Here is a 16,715-nt window from a genome sequence, read left to right on the forward strand (position 1 = left end):
AAGTAGTTCTGGCGTAGATGCTCTATAAATTACCAGTATGGATACAAATGAATTAAAGTTCCTCCTAAAGTTATTGGGATTTCCCAATTACCGAACAGGACTAAGTGCCTTTAGTAGTTTTAAAGGTAAAGATAAAATTTGCCGAGAATTGGGCGATCGCGAACTGGTAGACTATTCGCGGGAAATTGCCACAGTCAAGATTTTACCTGCTGGTCAAGCCCTGCTGAAACTCCCATCAGGTGAGTTACCCATCACTGACAAAGAACTCAAGCTACTGGAGAAAATCAGTAAAGCTACTGGTAAAATCGCACCCAGCAAAATTACCTCGCTAAAAGCTGCTGAACGAGACGCGATATTAAAAACCCTCAATGAAAGAGGATTGATTGAAACTGAATTGCAACGTAAAAAAAATGGATCTGAGGTTTGGTTAACTGAAAGAGGAATCGAGTTGTTGCGAGATGACTACAACCCAGTAGGTAAAGCAAACATTAGCTTAGATTTGCTAAACAACTATCTCCGGTTTTTACGCAAGACTTTGCCGCTTAAGTCAGAACCAGTATCTCTTGTTTATACTCCTATTTTTGAATCATCAATTGAAACGATTATAAATATCAATGATGAAGAAATTTTACAAACTATTGAGAAATTAGACAAAGAACTGGGTACAGAAAATTATTTACCTATCTTCCATCTAAGAGAAAAATTACAACCACCACTTTCAAGAGATGAATTAGATCAGGCTTTGTATCGTTTGCAAAAGAATGATCTAATTGAACTGAGTACATTGTTAGATCCAACACCATATACACCAGAACAATTAAATACTGGCATTCCTCAAAATATAGGCGGTTCGTTGTTTTTTATCAGTGTTAATTAACGATTATAGTCATAATTTTCACTGAATTTCAGGTTGCTACCTTACCAAAATTTAGATATGACATCAATTAACGACATTATTAAAAAAGAGATTAATCCCTTTGACCTTGTAAACTTAAAATCGGGTAATTTTTGGAGTGAAAATCAAAGCTTTGAGTCTGTGGTTGAGTCAATTCATCAAGAAGCCATAAGTGAGATTGAAGGATTATTAGACTTAGTAGAAAAAGATCATCGTAGCCGTACTGTTTTACTTACAGGTGATTCCGGCTCTGGTAAAAGTTATTTACTTGCTAGACTCAAACTTAAGTTCAATTCTAGAGCTTTTTTTGCCTATATAAGTCCTTGGACTGACAACGATTATATTTGGCGGCATATTTTACGTTACACAGTTGATAGCTTAATTCAAGTACCAAATGGACAACAAGAATCTCAATTAGTATTGTGGCTGAAAAGTTTATCCACTTTTACTAAGCAGAGCCTAAAAAAGCGCATTTTTAATCATAGTTTGTGGGAATTATTACTTAGTGATCGCCAAACTTTTATTAAAGAACTTAAGAAAACGTATAAACAAGTAGGTATCTATAATCCTGACATATTTTTTGGCATACTACATGACCTTACTGAGCCAGAATTATATCCTTTAGCCTGCGAATGGTTACGAGGCGATGACTTAAGTGAAGATTCAAAGGCTGTATTAAAAGTTAAACACTGTATTGATAGTGAAGATGCGGCAAAGAATATTTTAGCCAACTTTGGTAAAATATCTACTGATAATCAACCAATAGTTTTATGCTTTGATCAAGTTGAAAGTCAAGCAAGTTGGGATTCAAATCCTCAACCCATTTTTAATATTAACACTACAATTCATAATGATAATCTCAGAAATTTTCTCATTATCATAAGTATAGTTCAGTCAGAGTGGAGACAAAAGGGTAGCCGAATTTTACAGTCTGATAAAGCTAGAATTGACAAGCAAGTAACACTAAAACCTATAAATTTAACTCAAGCAGAATCGCTTTGGATATATCATCTAAACTCCCTACATCAAAAAGCTAATGTCAATCCTGATTCACCCGTTTTTCCTTTAAATAAGGAATCCTTAGAAAAAAATTTTCCAGGTGGTAAAACCCTGCCGAGAAATACACTTATCTTAGGTCGTTATGAGTATCAAAAATATAAAATTTCCCTGTTAGAAAATGAAGAAATAATTTCACCACATTTTGTTAATAATCCATCCTCGAAACCAGAAATAATAGACACAGGAAAAGTTAATATACCTTTATTTAAAAAGCCTGATGGTACAATAATTATCTCTCCACCTCCTCCACCTCCAGATAATATTGAGCAAGTTCAGGCAGAATTTCATCTGCTGTGGCAGAAAGAATATAAGAAAAATCAGGAGAAATATAGCAAAATTTCATTGTTATCATCACCTGATTTAATAGGGATGTTACAACAAGCATTAATTGCTTTACAAATCCAGGGAATTAAGCTGAAACTATTAAGTGGAAAGTATGCTAGTTATTCTTTGAGTTATCAACAGCCTGTCAAGCAAGAAAGAGCAGGTATAGTATGGACTGAAGATGCAGGCATGGCAACCTTTTTTCATATCATGAATGCTTGCCAAAGAGTTATTCAACAGAATTTATGTCAAACTCTATATTTAATTAGAATCGGAGGAGTAGGAACATCAAAATTAGCTGGTAATCAAATATACCAAGAAATTTTTAATCATACCAACCATCATCACATAAGACCCAACCTGACTTCGGTTCACTACTTAGTAACATACCAAAATTTGGTAAATTCTGTACTGTCTCAAGAATTAGTATTGACGAGTAAACGTAGAGCAATTAACTTACAAGAATTACAATCTTTAATTTGGGAATCAAAAATTTTACACAAGTGTGATTTATTACAGGAGTTGGGAATTATTCCTAAAGAAAAAACTGAACCAGATAAGGGCAATAGAACAAGAAAAGATTTGCACTTAGTAAAAGATTTCTTGTTTAGTTTAGTGAAAACACAGAGCTTTATGGGTGTACCTACTTTAATTAAAAATGTGGTTGATCAGTTTCCTAATGTTCAAGAAAATGATGTCCAACTCTTAATTGAGCTTTTATGCCAAGAGAAGAAAGTGAAAGTTATCAACCCAAAGGGTAATTTTCAAGATAAATTAATTTGCTTGATTGCGTATTAGTCTTTGTTTCTGATCCAATTTTAGTCAATGCACTACCTCAAAGAAGCGCCAGAAATCATCGATGTCATATCCCAATTAGCAACAGCTAAGACACTTTGGTTAGATACAGAAATAGCTCATTGGTATACCTCGTCTCCTAAATTGTCGCTGATTCAGGTATTGGCTAAACCAATAGACACAACAGGCGCAACAGCTTATATTCTTGATGTACTGAATAAACCAGATTTGGCAAAATACTTTATCAACCAAATCATGGTTAATTCTCATATTACAAAAGTTTTTCATAATGCTAGTTTTGATATTAAATATTTAGGTGGACAAATAGCTAAAAATGTTATCTGTACTTTACAACTAGCCAGGAAAATTAGTCGCAAACATCTGCAAACTTCTAACTTAAAATTAAAAACTTTAGCAGTCGAACTATGTAATTTCTCTAACGTAGATATAGAAGAACAATCAAGCGACTGGGGAAAACGACCACTTAGCCAAAAGCAGTTACAATATGCGGCGATGGATACAGTTTATCTAGCAGCTGTGCATCGTCGTTTACTGGAAATATCTAGTCCTCATGCTGTCGATAATATTTTTCTACCAAATAATGATTTAAATCAGCCAACAAAAGAAATGGAAAATCCATCTTTAAGCGTGACTAAAGTAAGAATCGCTTTTGAATGTCCTCGATTATTTTATCTAAATCATCAATTTGGTGATAAGCCAATATTTCTACCACAAAATACCGCTATTGGTATTGGCAATCCATTTCATCAGTTAGCCGATAAATTTGTTAACTTAATTATTGTTGAGCCAGAATTTAAAAATTTATTTAAACCAGCAGTATCACAAATTAATATAGATGAGATTACTTCAGCAGTTCAACAAAAATTTTATCAACTAGAATTTTTTCCCTATTTACAAATAGCAATTCAAAAAGATGGAAACCAAGCGCAAGCACTCCTACAAATCTGGCAGGGGTTACAAGGGCTAATTAAACGCTTTACAGAATTGCTATTACTGAATCGAAAATACTGCTATGCAGACACAGTTATTAGTAATACTTTTTTGTTGACAGAACGCAGCATTGAGCATTATTTTACCTTACCTGATGGAACTCAGCAAAAGATTAGAGGTGAATTTGATTGTTTAGTGTTTAATTTTGAGTTAAATCGGCTGTGTGTAGTGGAGTTTAAAACCTATCAACCTGTAGACCCTTCCGCACAATTGGCGCAGGTTGCACTATACAGTTATATATTGCATCAAAAGAAAAAGGTTCCTGTCGATTCAGCCGTTTACTGTGTATTACCTGAGTTTAAAGAGTATCACTATTCCTGGGAAGACCTAGAAAATACAGTACATCAATTAATCCCTCACAAATTATTACAGATGCAGCAATGGTTGGCTTGGGAATCAGCAAATCCTAACCCACCACCGCGAACAACTCAGCCTCATCTATGTGAAATTTGTCCCCAGCAGCAAAAGTGTCAGACGTTTTTTGATGGTGTTATATCTGATCCCTCCCAACTCCCCTTAGAAAGGGAGGAATTGATTAATATTGATGCTTCTACAAACGATTTAAAGGACACATCTAAAGTAAATATTCAGCCATCACCCAATGCTGAAAAAATAGGGGAAGGTTTAATTAATACCTTGCAATCTTTTGGTGTTGGTGTTGACTATATGGGTGCGGCTGTTGGTCCGAGTTTTATCAGAGTGAAGCTAAAACCTAATTTGGGTGTGAAAGTAAATTCACTGCTGAGATTATCAAATGACTTGCAAGTGCAATTGGGGTTAGCAGACAAACCTTTAATTACTCCACAAGCTGGGTATGTCAGCATTGACTTACCGCGTCCAGATAGACAGGTTGCTAGTTTTAGAGATTACATTCAACCACAAAAGTTACCTGCAACAGCACCGATAAAAATCGCTATTGGGGTAAACCTAGAAGGAGAATTAATAGAGGCTAATTTATCTGATCCTAATACCTGTCACTTTTTAGTGGGTGGGACAACTGGTAGCGGTAAAAGCGAATTTTTGCGATCGCTCCTCCTCAGCTTACTATATCGTTATTCGCCGCAACATCTCAAAATCGCCCTAGTTGACCCCAAACGAGTTACTTTTCCAGAGTTTGAACGTATGGCTTGGTTATATTCACCAGTCGTTAAAGATAGCGATCGCGCTACTGAACTTATGGAAGAATTAGTTATAGAAATGGAATCCCGTTATCAGCAGTTTGAAAAAGCTAGCTGTGCTGATTTAACTGCCTATAATCAGCGTTCCCAAAAACCCTTACCACGCATTGCCTGTATCTTTGATGAATATGCGGACTTTATGGCAGAAAAGGAAGTTCGCAAAGCCTTAGAACAAAGTATCAAACGTTTAGGCGCAATGGCAAGGGCTGCGGGGATTCATTTAATTATTGCTACTCAACGCCCAGAAGCCGGTGTTGTAACTCCCATTATTCGTTCTAACCTACCAGGAAGAGTTGCGTTGCGAACTGCAAGCGAAGCCGACTCAAAAATTGTGCTAGGAGGAACTGAAACATCCGCCGCTTACCTACTAGGCAAAGGTGATTTACTCTACCAAATCGGCCCCCAACTGCATCGCTTACAAAGCTTATTTGCTAAAACTATTCAAATACCATCTATTTAATTTGATGTTGCTAACTTCCTTATGTGCGCTTCTGGATAATGCAAATTCATAAAGTCCGCGCACTGTTATAATTTTACAGCCTCAATCGAGACAATATTGCCATCAAAGATTTAATGGTAACGGGTGTAAGCTATCGGGAGCGCGTCATCAGAGGAAATCACAAATGGGATATGTAATTGCAACAGCAAATATGAAAGGTGGCGTAGGTAAGACTACTCTCACCGTTAACTTAGCCACCTGTTTGGCAAAAAATTATGGTAAACGGGTACTGGTGTTAGATTTAGATACACAAATCAGCGCCACCCTCAGCTTAATGTCGCCTTTAGACTTCGCCAAACGGCGTAAACAACGACTCACATTTAGATATTTAATTGACGATGTAATTAATCCAGACCCCAACGCCAAGCTGACAATCCAAGATATTATTCAACCTAACGTTTGTAATCTCCCAGGATTAAGTTTACTCCCAGGAGATATCGATTTATACGATGAGTTTATCGTCTCAGAAATGCTACATAAGCAAACAGTAGCTTTAGGCGAACAAAATTTTGAAAATGTCTGGAACCGCTTTGAAAGAGTCTTGATTAATAACATCTTAAAGCCAGTACGCGACGAATATGATTTTATTCTTTTAGATTGCGCTCCTGGTTATAATTTAATGACTCGTAGCGCCTTAGCAGCCAGCGATTTTTACCTCTTACCAGCCAAACCAGAACCTTTATCTGTGGTGGGTATTCAACTTTTAGAAAGACGCATTGGGCAGTTAAAAGAAAGTCACGAACAAGAAGCGAAGATAAATATTAAAATGTTGGGAATTGTGTTTAGTATGTGCAACACTAATCTACTTACTGGTAGATATTACAAACAAGTGATGCACCGAGTTGTGGAAGATTTTGGTGTGGAACAAATTTGTAAGGCACAAATTCCAGTTGATATCAACGTTGCTAAAGCGGTAGATAGTTTTATGCCGGCTGTGCTGAATGCACCCCAGTCAGCAGGTTCTAAAGCATTTTTGCAATTAACCCAGGAGTTGTTGCAGAAGTTGTAGTAAATCTTAAGTAGGGTGCGTTATGGCTTCAGCCTAACGCACCGTCTGATCTAGCGGTGCGTTAGGCGCTTTTATCATATTTTTCATGAGAACCTATAGCCAAAGTCTGCGCCTAACACACCCTACAAGAATTTTATTTTTACTTTATAAATAATCTCTTACTAAAAATTGATGTTTTTACCGTTGCCATTATATTGAGGATTGTAATAGTCATCGGGGTCATAGCCAACATCACCTACAAAGCAGAAAGAAGTCGCTAAATTAAAAGTTCTCTTTTCAAATATGAACTCTGTTAATGGTGGCATTTTGATAAAGTCATTTTTAAATCTCTGCCATTCTCTCTGTACGTATATATCAATAAAATAATTTTGTTTTTCTAATTCTTCAATAAAACTATCTTTTTCAAGAATTATTTCCTGTTGATTTTCTGTTTCAAATCGTAAATATATTTCTTCTAATAGTTTTCGCATTTGCACGGGATATCTGCCGGCTAAAGCGAGAAACGCTATTAAGGTTTGCTTGACTTTTTCTTCTGGTTCTTGTTCCCATGTTTGATCGTTGGGTGTTGGTGTCCAGATAATTTTGATGATTTTACAAATATTAATGAGGCGTTTAGCTGTTCTAGGGGTAAGGTCAACGTGTTGACAGCATTCTTTGATCATATCAAATTCTGCTTGAGTAAATTTTTCAACTAATAGTAATGCTTCACGCTGTTGCAATACTTGAGATTGTTCAGGTTGAAAGCTTTGTGTTTCGACTTCATCTTGAATATCATTTTGAATATTTTGCTGGTTTTGAACTTGATTGTCACTATTTAAGTCATAATTTATAGATTCTGGTCTTTCCCGCCTATTATTTTGTTCTGCATCTTCTTCTATTTTGATATCAATTAGCGACTTTAAATATCTTTCTAAAATTGCTTTATCAGCTATGGGTCGCATTTTATAAGGAATCTGGATAATCTTTTCTAAATAGTCAACGCCAGAAGGTGTCCCACCACGTTTTAAAACTCCTTTGTAACAGGTTTCTAAAGCACGGCTAATATAGCGGTCATCTATGGCTAAAATCACAACGAATATTTCTGTATTTAACAGTAATTGTATGGCTTCTAAAACCTGGACTACTGTGTTGGGTGGACAACGGTCTAAGTCATCTATGTAGAGAACTATTCTAGCTGGGCCTCTGGGAAAATATTGTTTAAGAATATTTAATTTATTCTGATTTCCAACTTTGTATGTTAAGTGGTCAGATAAATCTTGTAAATCATCTTGGATTTGGTGCATTATACCCAAGAGTTTTTGATAAGAATCTTCTTCTAAACGTTTGTTGATAAACTCTGATAATGAGGTATATTGAGCAGTTAAACCAGCACGTTGTTTTTGTAACTCTACTTGTGCTTGTAGTTTTTGGATTTCTTTCTCTTTATCAGCTAGTTCTTCTTGTTTTTGATCATAATCTGATTTATTTTTGAGTTGCTGTGCAATTTCTTCTTCTTTCTTCGCAACTAAATTTTGTTGCTCTTGCTCTATATTTGCTTGTGCCGATCGCAAAAAATTTGCTGCTTGTATTTGAAATTTTCTTATTCTTTTAAATACTGTTATTCCTTGATTTATTGCAGGGATTGTAAATAATGCTGTTATCCCAATCTTTACTGTTGATATGAAGTTTGATAGGATTGGTAAATTGGGTATTAAAAAATTAACTATACAAAAGTAGATTACAAATGGTACAGTTAGCCAAAAGATAAATATAATCCATATTTTTTTGTCTTTCTTAATAAATTCAACTAAACCTAATATTTTAGCTGGCTGTGCTTCTAAAAAGTGTTTTACCCTCTGCGCATTATTAATTATAGTATTTATCTGTTCATGTTGATCTTCAATTATCTCTTCGGCTTTATCTATGAGATTACTATTTGTGGATAATTCAGTTAAATTTAAAGATAATCGATTTTCTAAATCTTGCTTGCCTTTAAATCCATAGGAATGTAAAAACTCTTTGAAGATGGAGCTACCAAAATCATCTTTACTAAGTTCTTTTAATTGAGCCAGAAATAGGGTTACTATGGCTGTGGTTCTTCTTTTCTGATTAACTTCTTGCTCAATTTGCTCTTGATATTGTTGTAATTCTTGCTCAATCTGCTCTTTCGCTTTTTGTGCTGTTCGCAACTCCGTTTCTGTCTTTTCTAGTTTTTTTTGTTCTTCACTTCTCACTTCACTGAGAATGTTCCAGAGTTCATTTTCTGAGCTTTTATCTTGAAATTTAGTAAATACTTCTCCCAAGCCAGATTCTAAGATTTCTTTTCTATCACTCTCAACCATCTGATTGAGGACACGCCAAATCTCACCACCTTGGAGTAAATCTTTAAATTCTCCTAACTGCTTCTCTAAGGTTAACTGACGGTCAAGTTGATCAAAAATTGTTTGCATTAAACTTGCCCACAGGTCAGATTTAGCATAACTCCAGGCGTTAAATTCTATTTGGTAAACGTGACCCACAAAAGGGGAAAGATTAGGATTATTAGCATTAATATTCCATGCTTGTTCACTGGTGAGTGGTTGACAGCGAATTTTGTTAATTTGCTGTTTGATGAGGTGCATACCGAAAGATTTACCACTACCCCAACCACCAACAATAGCGACGGCTAAGGGAGGCTGGAGACTCCGCAACATTAAAACATCGGCTATGGCTCGGAGTTCTTTGCCTACATCCAGAGCGTCTTCGCCTGTGGGTTTGTCGTTGCGAAAGGCTTCGGCAATGCGATTAATATACAATTTCTGTGGTTGTAAATCCCAAACTCGCACTGTCTTGTCACGACTGCCACTGACAATCTTTGTGCCATCTGGACTAAAGGCGACTGAATAGACTGAAGATTGATGCCCTCGGAAGGGTGGAGCGATGAGTTGACCTTGCAGATTCCACAACCGCACTGTCTTGTCACGACTGCTACTGACAATCATTGTGCCATCTAGACTGAAGGCAACTGAATAGACCCCATTTTCATGTCCCTGGAATGGTTCACCGATGAGTTGACCTTGCAGATCCCACAGCCGAACTGTCTTGTCTAAACTGGCACTGATAATCTTTGTGCCATCTGGACTAAAGGCGACTGACCTGACCGCATCTTCATGTCCCAGGAAGGGCTGACCGATGGGTTGACCTTGCAGATCCCACAACCGCAGTGAGTTGTCTTTACTGCCACTGACAATCTTTGTACCATCTGGACTAAAGGCGACTGAATTGACCCAACCTTCATGTCCTTGGAAGGGTGGCGCGATGGGTTCACCTTGGAGATTCCACAACCGCACTGTGTAGTCATCACTGCCACTGACAATCATTGTGTCATCTGGACTAAAGGCAACTGAATTGACCCAACCTTTATGTCCCCAAAAAGGTTGGCCGATGGGTTCACCTTGGAGATCCCACAAGCATAGAGAGTTGTCTTTACTGCCACTGACAATCATTGTGCCATTTGAACTAAAGGCAACTGAAAAGACCTCAGACTCATGTCCAGTCCAGCTAACTAATTCGCTACCTATTGGCAAATCCCTGATTTCTATCGTGCCATCTTCTAAACCTACAGCGATGCCATGCCCATTGGGTGAGATGGCTACTGCTCTGACTGGACTATGAAAATTAAAGGTTGTAATTAGCGGTTTTTTTGCTTCTTCTACATCTGCGATCGCTTCTTCTATCTCATCAGTAAATTCTGGTGCTAGGAATACTACTTCTTGTTGTGGGTTTAGTTCCATACCAGTAATGCTACTAATGATGTCATGTTTGCTTGTTATCAGTTTTACTACTTTAATTTTTGGTTGTAAATAGTTTTACAAGTTTTTGACCTCACCCCCAGCCCCTCTACGACGCGGAGAGGGGAGCAGTTTTTTGGCAAAGGTTTAGTCTTGATATGGTGAGGTGAGGGCAATAATAATTGAACGCAGATGCACGCAGCGAAAAGTTCTGTAGGAGGGTTTCCCTCCGTAGGAAACTTTTTAAGACAGATGCACGCAGATAAATTTATACCTTAGCGGACTAGTAAACGCTATATACTTTACAAGTAATCTCTTAAATACAAATATTAACAGTCAAACTCTTATGGAATAAGAAGCTATTTATTTGCAGACATTAAAATCTTAGAACCAGGCTTCATCAAGTTTCTTTATAATATTATCAGCTTACCAAATTTGACTTAAATCTAAAACAAATCCTGGTAATACATCTTCACCACTTAATGTAGAAGGATTATCTAATTCTTTAACAGCTTGATTAGGACGATAAATAAATACTTTACGTTGTTTTCTATCCAGCAACCAACCTAATTCTGTACCATTAGATATATATTCTTCCATTTTTTCTTGTAATGTTTTCAAACTATCTGTTTCTGAACGTAATTCCACTACAAATTCAGGACAAATAGGAGCAAATTTCTTCCTTTGTTCTAAAGGTATTGCTTCCCATCTGGCTTTTTTTATCCAGGCTGCATCAGGAGAACGCACTGCACCGTTAGGTAAGGTAAAACCACCACTAGAACCAAAACCTACACCTGTAGCATCTTGCTTTGTCCAAATACCTAGCTGGACAATTAAATTAAAATTGCGTCCATCTGTTTCTGCGCCTGTAGGGGCCATAATCAATAAATCTCCAAGGTGATTACGTTCAATGCGAAAATCACCGTTTAATTGGCAGAAATCAAAAAACTGATCATCAGTCATCACTATGTTTGGTTGCATTTTCAGCACAATTGGCATGATTTCTGTCGCTACAGGTGATTGGATGTTCATAATCTTTGAAAAAATCAATTCATACATAAACGTAGAGACGTTGATAAAACGTCCCTACATTCATGTTAAACCTGTTTTAAAATTCCCCAGCTAAGGCAGGAACGCAACGTTCACAAAGTAGGGGATGTTCTGCTGATTCTCCCACATGGGTAGAGTAGTTCCAACAGCGATCGCATTTTTCCCCTTCTGCTCTTCCAACCAAAATGTGTTGTTGATCAGGAGGGAAATTTTCAAATGTCAGAAGTAGATCATCGGGCTTAATCAGTTCAACTTGAGAAGCTAAAAATAGATAACGTAATTCATCTACGCCATTACTTTGTTCTATTGAACCATCAAGTTTAGGATTAAGCGCCTCTAAGCTTCGACGAAATTCCTCATCAGGAACATAAAGCTGCACCTTAGCTTCTATGGAAGATCCAATTACCTTTTCACTTCTTTTATCCTCGAAAAACTTGTTAACTTCACTGCGAAGTTGTCGCAGTTTTACCCAAAACTCCGCCAACTCTGGGTTATCCCATTTCTCCTCTACCTTCACCCAACCAGCTTCAAACACTGATTTATACGGGGTTTTGTATGGGAGATATTGCCAAATATCCTCGGCAGTGTGACAGAGTACAGGTGCGATCGCTCGTGCTAAATTTTCTAAAGCAACCTGTATAACTGTTTGACAACTGCGGCGGCGGAAAGAATCTGGTGCGCTGATATATAATCTATCCTTGGCGATGTCCAAGTAGAAGTTAGATAAATCCACTACGCAAAAATTCTGCACAGTTTGGAAGAAGCGGAAGAATTGGAAACTCTCAAAAGCTTCTGTCACTTCCGCAAACACCTCACGGATGCGGTGCAGCATATATTTATCTAACTGCGGTAATTCCTCAAAGGGAACGGTATCTTTTTCTGGGTCGAAATCATGCAAACTACCTAGCAAGAACCGCGCCGTATTGCGAATCTTACCGCGAACATCATTTAACTGCTTGAGGATATTCGTACCAATGGGAACATCTTTGGAATAATCCACAGATGATACCCACAAACGCAGTATGTCGGCTCCATAGGGCGCAAAATTTACCGACTTACCATTAATTTTGATTGTACCTCCCTCAATGATCACATTGGGGTCGATAGAATTACCCTCAGATTTACTCATTTTGCGCCCTTGTTCATCAAGGGTAAATCCGTGAGTCAATACAGTTTTGTAAGGGGCGATACCATTTACTGCCACACTGGTGAGCAAACTCGACTGAAACCAGCCGCGATGTTGATCGGAACCTTCTAAATAAATATCAGCCGGGTAGCGTAACTCAGGACGTTGCTTCAGCACAGCCGCCCAAGAGGAACCAGAATCAAACCATACATCCATCGTGTCTGTACCTCTGCGGTAAGACCGACCATTATTTCTGTAAGATTCTGGTAATAATTCTTCTACAGACAATTCCCACCAAGCATCAGAACCCTTCTCGGCAATGATGGCTTGCACATAGTTGATGGTTTCCTCATTCAGCAGAGGTTCGCCAGTTCCCTCATCGTAGAATACCGGAATTGGCACACCCCAAGAACGCTGACGGGAGATACACCAATCAGAACGTTCTGCAACCATCGGTGTGATCCGGTTTTCACCTTGGGCTGGTATCCATTTTACAGATGCGATCGCCTTTAGCGCCTCTTCCCGAAAACCCTCCACCGAAGCAAACCACTGTTCAGTCGCCCGGAAAATCGTTGGTTTCTTCGTCCGCCAGTCATAAGGATACTTGTGGGCGTAAGCCTCCTCTTTTAACAGCGAACCCGCAGCCAAGAGCGCATCAATTACCGCCTGATTTCCCTCACCCAACACATTCAACCCAGCAAACTGTCCCGCCTCCTGGGTAAAATCGCCACTATCATCTACAGGCGCAAGGATAGGTAAACCATAACGCAGCCCTACAATGTAGTCTTCTTGACCATGACCAGGGGCGGTATGTACCAACCCAGTACCCGATTCTGTTGTGATATAATCGCCACCGACAACCACCGGACTTTCGCGGTTATATAGAGGATGACGGTAAGTAGTATGTTCCAACTCCTTACCCTTAAAAGTAGCCTTCACTGTCAACTGTGCCGAGATAGTAGTAGCCAAACGCTCCACCAAATCAGCCGCGACAATAAGATACTTAAACCCTGTTTCCGTTTCTGCGCCTTTGTGTGAGATTTCAACTACAGCGTAGTTAAGATCCCCATTCACCGCCACAGCCAAATTTCCCGGAATTGTCCAAGGCGTAGTAGTCCAGATAGCCACACCCAAATCAGGCAAATACTCACCCAACACAGGTTTCACCGCCTCAGCCAGACTAGTCACAGGGAAAGCTGCGTAGATACTGCGGGAAGTGTGACCTTCAGGATATTCCAATTCCGCCTCAGCCAAAGCTGTGCGCGAACTCGGACTCCAGTGGACAGGCTTCAACCCACGATAAATGTATCCTTTTAATACCATCTGCCCAAACACACCAATCTGCGCCGCCTCATATTCCGGCTTCAGCGTCAGATAGGGGTTATCCCAGTCGCCCCAAACACCGTAACGTTTAAAGTTTTTGCGTTGGTCGTCAACAGCAGCCAAAGCAAATTCCTTAGCCTTTTGTCGCAATTGCAGAGGTGTGAGATTTTGCCGTTCTGCTGACTTGAGATTCTGCAAAACCTTCAATTCAATTGGTAAGCCGTGACAGTCCCAACCAGGGACATAACGTACCTTACGGCCTTTCAATAATTGGTAACGATTAATAATATCTTTGAGAATCTTATTTAAGGCATGACCAATATGAAGTGAGCCGTTGGCGTAGGGAGGCCCATCGTGCAGTATAAATAATTCACCTGGATTATTTTGCGACAGGCGTTCAAAAATTTTATTGTCTTCCCAGAACTTTTGAATTTCGGGTTCCCGCTTGATGGCGTTCGCCCGCATATCAAAACTAGTCTTGGGTAGATTTACAGTATCTTTGTAGCTTCCAGTTTCTGTCACAGTTTCATGCCTAAGATTATGTATGCAGGTTCTATCAATTATAGAAGATGGGATGAAGCCTACAACTCTGGGATTTGAGTTCTAGACATTAACTAATCTCAAATTTACTATATTAATACGATACATATAGCAATTACGTATGAACAACCCTTCTTTCTTTGATGAACAAAAAGAACAATCCTTAATCAAAGCCCGAATTGTTGAAAAATATTTTTGGGCTTGGGCAAAGGTAATTATACCATCTGCTAAAAACGCGGGATGTCCAATTGCCTATATAGACCTTTTTGCTGGCCCTGGTAGATACAAAGATGGTTCAAAATCAACACCAATCAAAGTTTTAGAGACAGCAATTGCTGATCTAGATATGCGAAGTATGCTCAAAACATTATTTAATGATGCTAATTCTGAACATACTAATTCCTTACAACAAGCTATAGATGCAATTCCAGGAATTGAACAGTTAAAGTATAAGCCTGACGTAATGAATTTTGAAGTAGGAGATAATATTGTTCAGGCTTTTTCTCAACTCAACTTAGTTCCCACATTATTTTTCGTAGACCCCTGGGGATACAAAGGATTATCATTACAACTTATCAACTCAGTTGTAAAAAACTGGGGCTGTGATTGTATTTTCTTCTTCAATTATAATCGGATCAACATGGGTCTAAGTAATGCAGCAGTTGAAGAACATATAAATGCGTTATTTGGAGAAACAAGAGCAGATAAATTACGAGAAAAGCTGCAACCACTTAAAGCACAAGCAAGAGAGTTAACCATAATAGAAGCACTTTGCGAATCTCTGCAAGAAATGGGTGGAAAGTATGTTTTACCTTTTCGCTTTAAACATGAAAATGGCAACCGTACTAGCCATCACCTGATTTTTGTCAGTAAGCACTTCAAAGGCTATAAGATTATGAAGGAGATAATGGCAAAAGAAAGCTCCGAGCAAAATCAAGGTGTACCATCTTTTGAGTATAGTCCAGCGACTAATATGCAACCCTTGCTGTTTGAGCTTTACCGTCCTCTTGATGAATTAGAAGGAATGCTACTAGATACATTTGCTGGTCAAACAATAACGATGCAAGAGATTTATATGCAGCATAATGTTGGTAGACGTTACATTGATAAAAATTACAAAGCTGCTCTTAACAGTCTGGAAGCTAAGGGAAAAATTAAAGCCGAACCACCAGCTAACAAGAGACCAAAAAGGAAAGGAGAAATTACATTCGCAGATTCAGTTACAGTAACCTTTCCACTTAAGCCGTAAGTTCTAAATTTCCTCTTCTAAATGAGCGTTGTTGAGTAAATTTACTCCATAGATTTTGATGTTTCTGCCAAGCTGGAGGCATTTCATCCCATATTTGTCCATCTAATAATCTACCTCCAGCTTTAGAAGTTCTACCACCAATCTGCTTAAAGAAAAATGCTACTCTTGCTTGTTGGCATTGGTGACGAATATCTTCCGCCCATTCCATCTTTATGGGACGATGTTTTTGTCCAGATTCTCCACCAACAATGACCCAATCAATATTTGTTAAATCAAGATTTAATGAACCTAACAGTGGTTCACATGAAAGAAAACGTACCTTGGCAGGAACTCGACGAAGATAATCAACACGATGGATATAGTTTTGATTCTCAACAGACACACCCATCCAAATATTTTCATTAAATTCTAGATTAGGTGCTAACTCAATAAGTCTTTCAGGTCTTTTTGTTAATATTTGATATATGTGCCAAGGCGTAGCATGAATCACTTTAAAAACATTCTGAATAAAATCAAGAGGTACTTCTTCGTGAAACAGATCACTCATTGAGTTCACAAATATTCTACTGGGACTACGCCATTTTAAAGGTTCTGTTAACCTTTCTGGATGTAAAGTTAGCTTAAAACCATTCTTAAAATTATTAGGAAAACGTTTAGTAAGGGCTTCTGCATAGCAATTTAAACAACCTGGACTAACTTTATTACAACCAGTTGTAGGATTCCAAGTTTTATCCGTCCACTCAATACCTGTATGAGTACTAGACATAATTTTTTGACCTAAATGATTATTGAGTTTGCTTATTTTTGATTTTTATAATTCATTTGTACTATTATACAATAATATTGCTGACAAATCCACTATTGTAACCATTTCTAAAATGACAGGACATTATTCGGTTTCTTGTTTT

The 16,715-nt window shown here is 38.1% G+C and carries 9 protein-coding genes; 5 read left to right on the forward strand and 4 right to left on the reverse strand.

Annotation, left to right across the window (positions count from 1 at the left end; genetic code table 11):
* Positions 1-37 precede the first annotated feature (37 nt).
* The 4 genes from NSMS1_RS06790 (at position 38) to NSMS1_RS06805 (ending at position 6,770) form a co-directional block, all read left to right on the forward strand.
* Positions 38-877 (forward strand): transcription factor RcaD, encoded by an 840-nt coding sequence (locus NSMS1_RS06790; RefSeq protein WP_224092092.1) that lies wholly within the window; start codon positions 38-40, stop codon positions 875-877.
* Positions 878-934: 57 nt separating this feature from the next.
* Positions 935-3,076 (forward strand): ATP-binding protein, encoded by a 2,142-nt coding sequence (locus NSMS1_RS06795; protein ID WP_224092093.1) that lies wholly within the window; start codon positions 935-937, stop codon positions 3,074-3,076.
* Positions 3,077-3,103: 27 nt separating this feature from the next.
* Complete coding sequence (locus tag NSMS1_RS06800) at positions 3,104-5,722, forward strand: DNA translocase FtsK (protein ID WP_224092094.1); 2,619 nt, start codon at positions 3,104-3,106, stop codon at positions 5,720-5,722.
* A 163-nt stretch (positions 5,723-5,885) separates the two neighbouring features.
* On the forward strand, positions 5,886-6,770 hold the full coding sequence (locus tag NSMS1_RS06805) for a ParA family protein (RefSeq protein ID WP_224092095.1): 885 nt from the start codon (positions 5,886-5,888) through the stop codon (positions 6,768-6,770).
* Between the two features lie 161 nt (positions 6,771-6,931).
* Here the strand turns inward: NSMS1_RS06805 and NSMS1_RS06810 are convergent, their stop codons facing one another.
* The 3 genes from NSMS1_RS06810 to ileS all read right to left on the reverse strand — a co-directional run bounded on the left by NSMS1_RS06810 (position 6,932) and on the right by ileS (position 14,540).
* Positions 6,932-10,522 (reverse strand): P-loop NTPase fold protein, encoded by a 3,591-nt coding sequence (locus NSMS1_RS06810; RefSeq protein WP_224092096.1) that lies wholly within the window; start codon positions 10,520-10,522, stop codon positions 6,932-6,934.
* 423 nt (positions 10,523-10,945) lie between these two features.
* On the reverse strand, positions 10,946-11,551 hold the full coding sequence (locus tag NSMS1_RS06815; RefSeq protein ID WP_224092097.1) for a Uma2 family endonuclease: 606 nt from the start codon (positions 11,549-11,551) through the stop codon (positions 10,946-10,948).
* Between the two features lie 76 nt (positions 11,552-11,627).
* Entirely contained in the window at positions 11,628-14,540 is a 2,913-nt protein-coding gene (gene ileS, locus NSMS1_RS06820; protein ID WP_224092098.1) for an isoleucine--tRNA ligase, read from the reverse strand.
* A gap of 139 nt (positions 14,541-14,679) precedes the next feature.
* On the opposite strand from ileS, the gene NSMS1_RS06825 reads away from it, so the two are divergent.
* Positions 14,680-15,807 carry a three-Cys-motif partner protein TcmP gene (locus NSMS1_RS06825; protein WP_224092100.1) on the forward strand — a complete coding sequence of 376 codons (1,128 nt, stop codon included), beginning with the start codon at positions 14,680-14,682 and terminating at the stop codon, positions 15,805-15,807.
* Here NSMS1_RS06825 and NSMS1_RS06830 read toward each other — a convergent pair.
* The gene (locus NSMS1_RS06830; protein ID WP_224092102.1) at positions 15,797-16,573 is read right to left on the reverse strand and encodes a DUF5131 family protein; all 777 of its coding nucleotides are present in this window, start codon (positions 16,571-16,573) and stop codon (positions 15,797-15,799) included. The two genes, NSMS1_RS06825 and NSMS1_RS06830, sit on opposite strands and share 11 nt — an antisense overlap.
* Positions 16,574-16,715 lie beyond the last annotated feature (142 nt).

This window comes from Nostoc sp. MS1, assembly GCF_019976755.1.
Taxonomy (GTDB): Bacteria; Cyanobacteriota; Cyanobacteriia; order Cyanobacteriales; family Nostocaceae; genus Trichormus.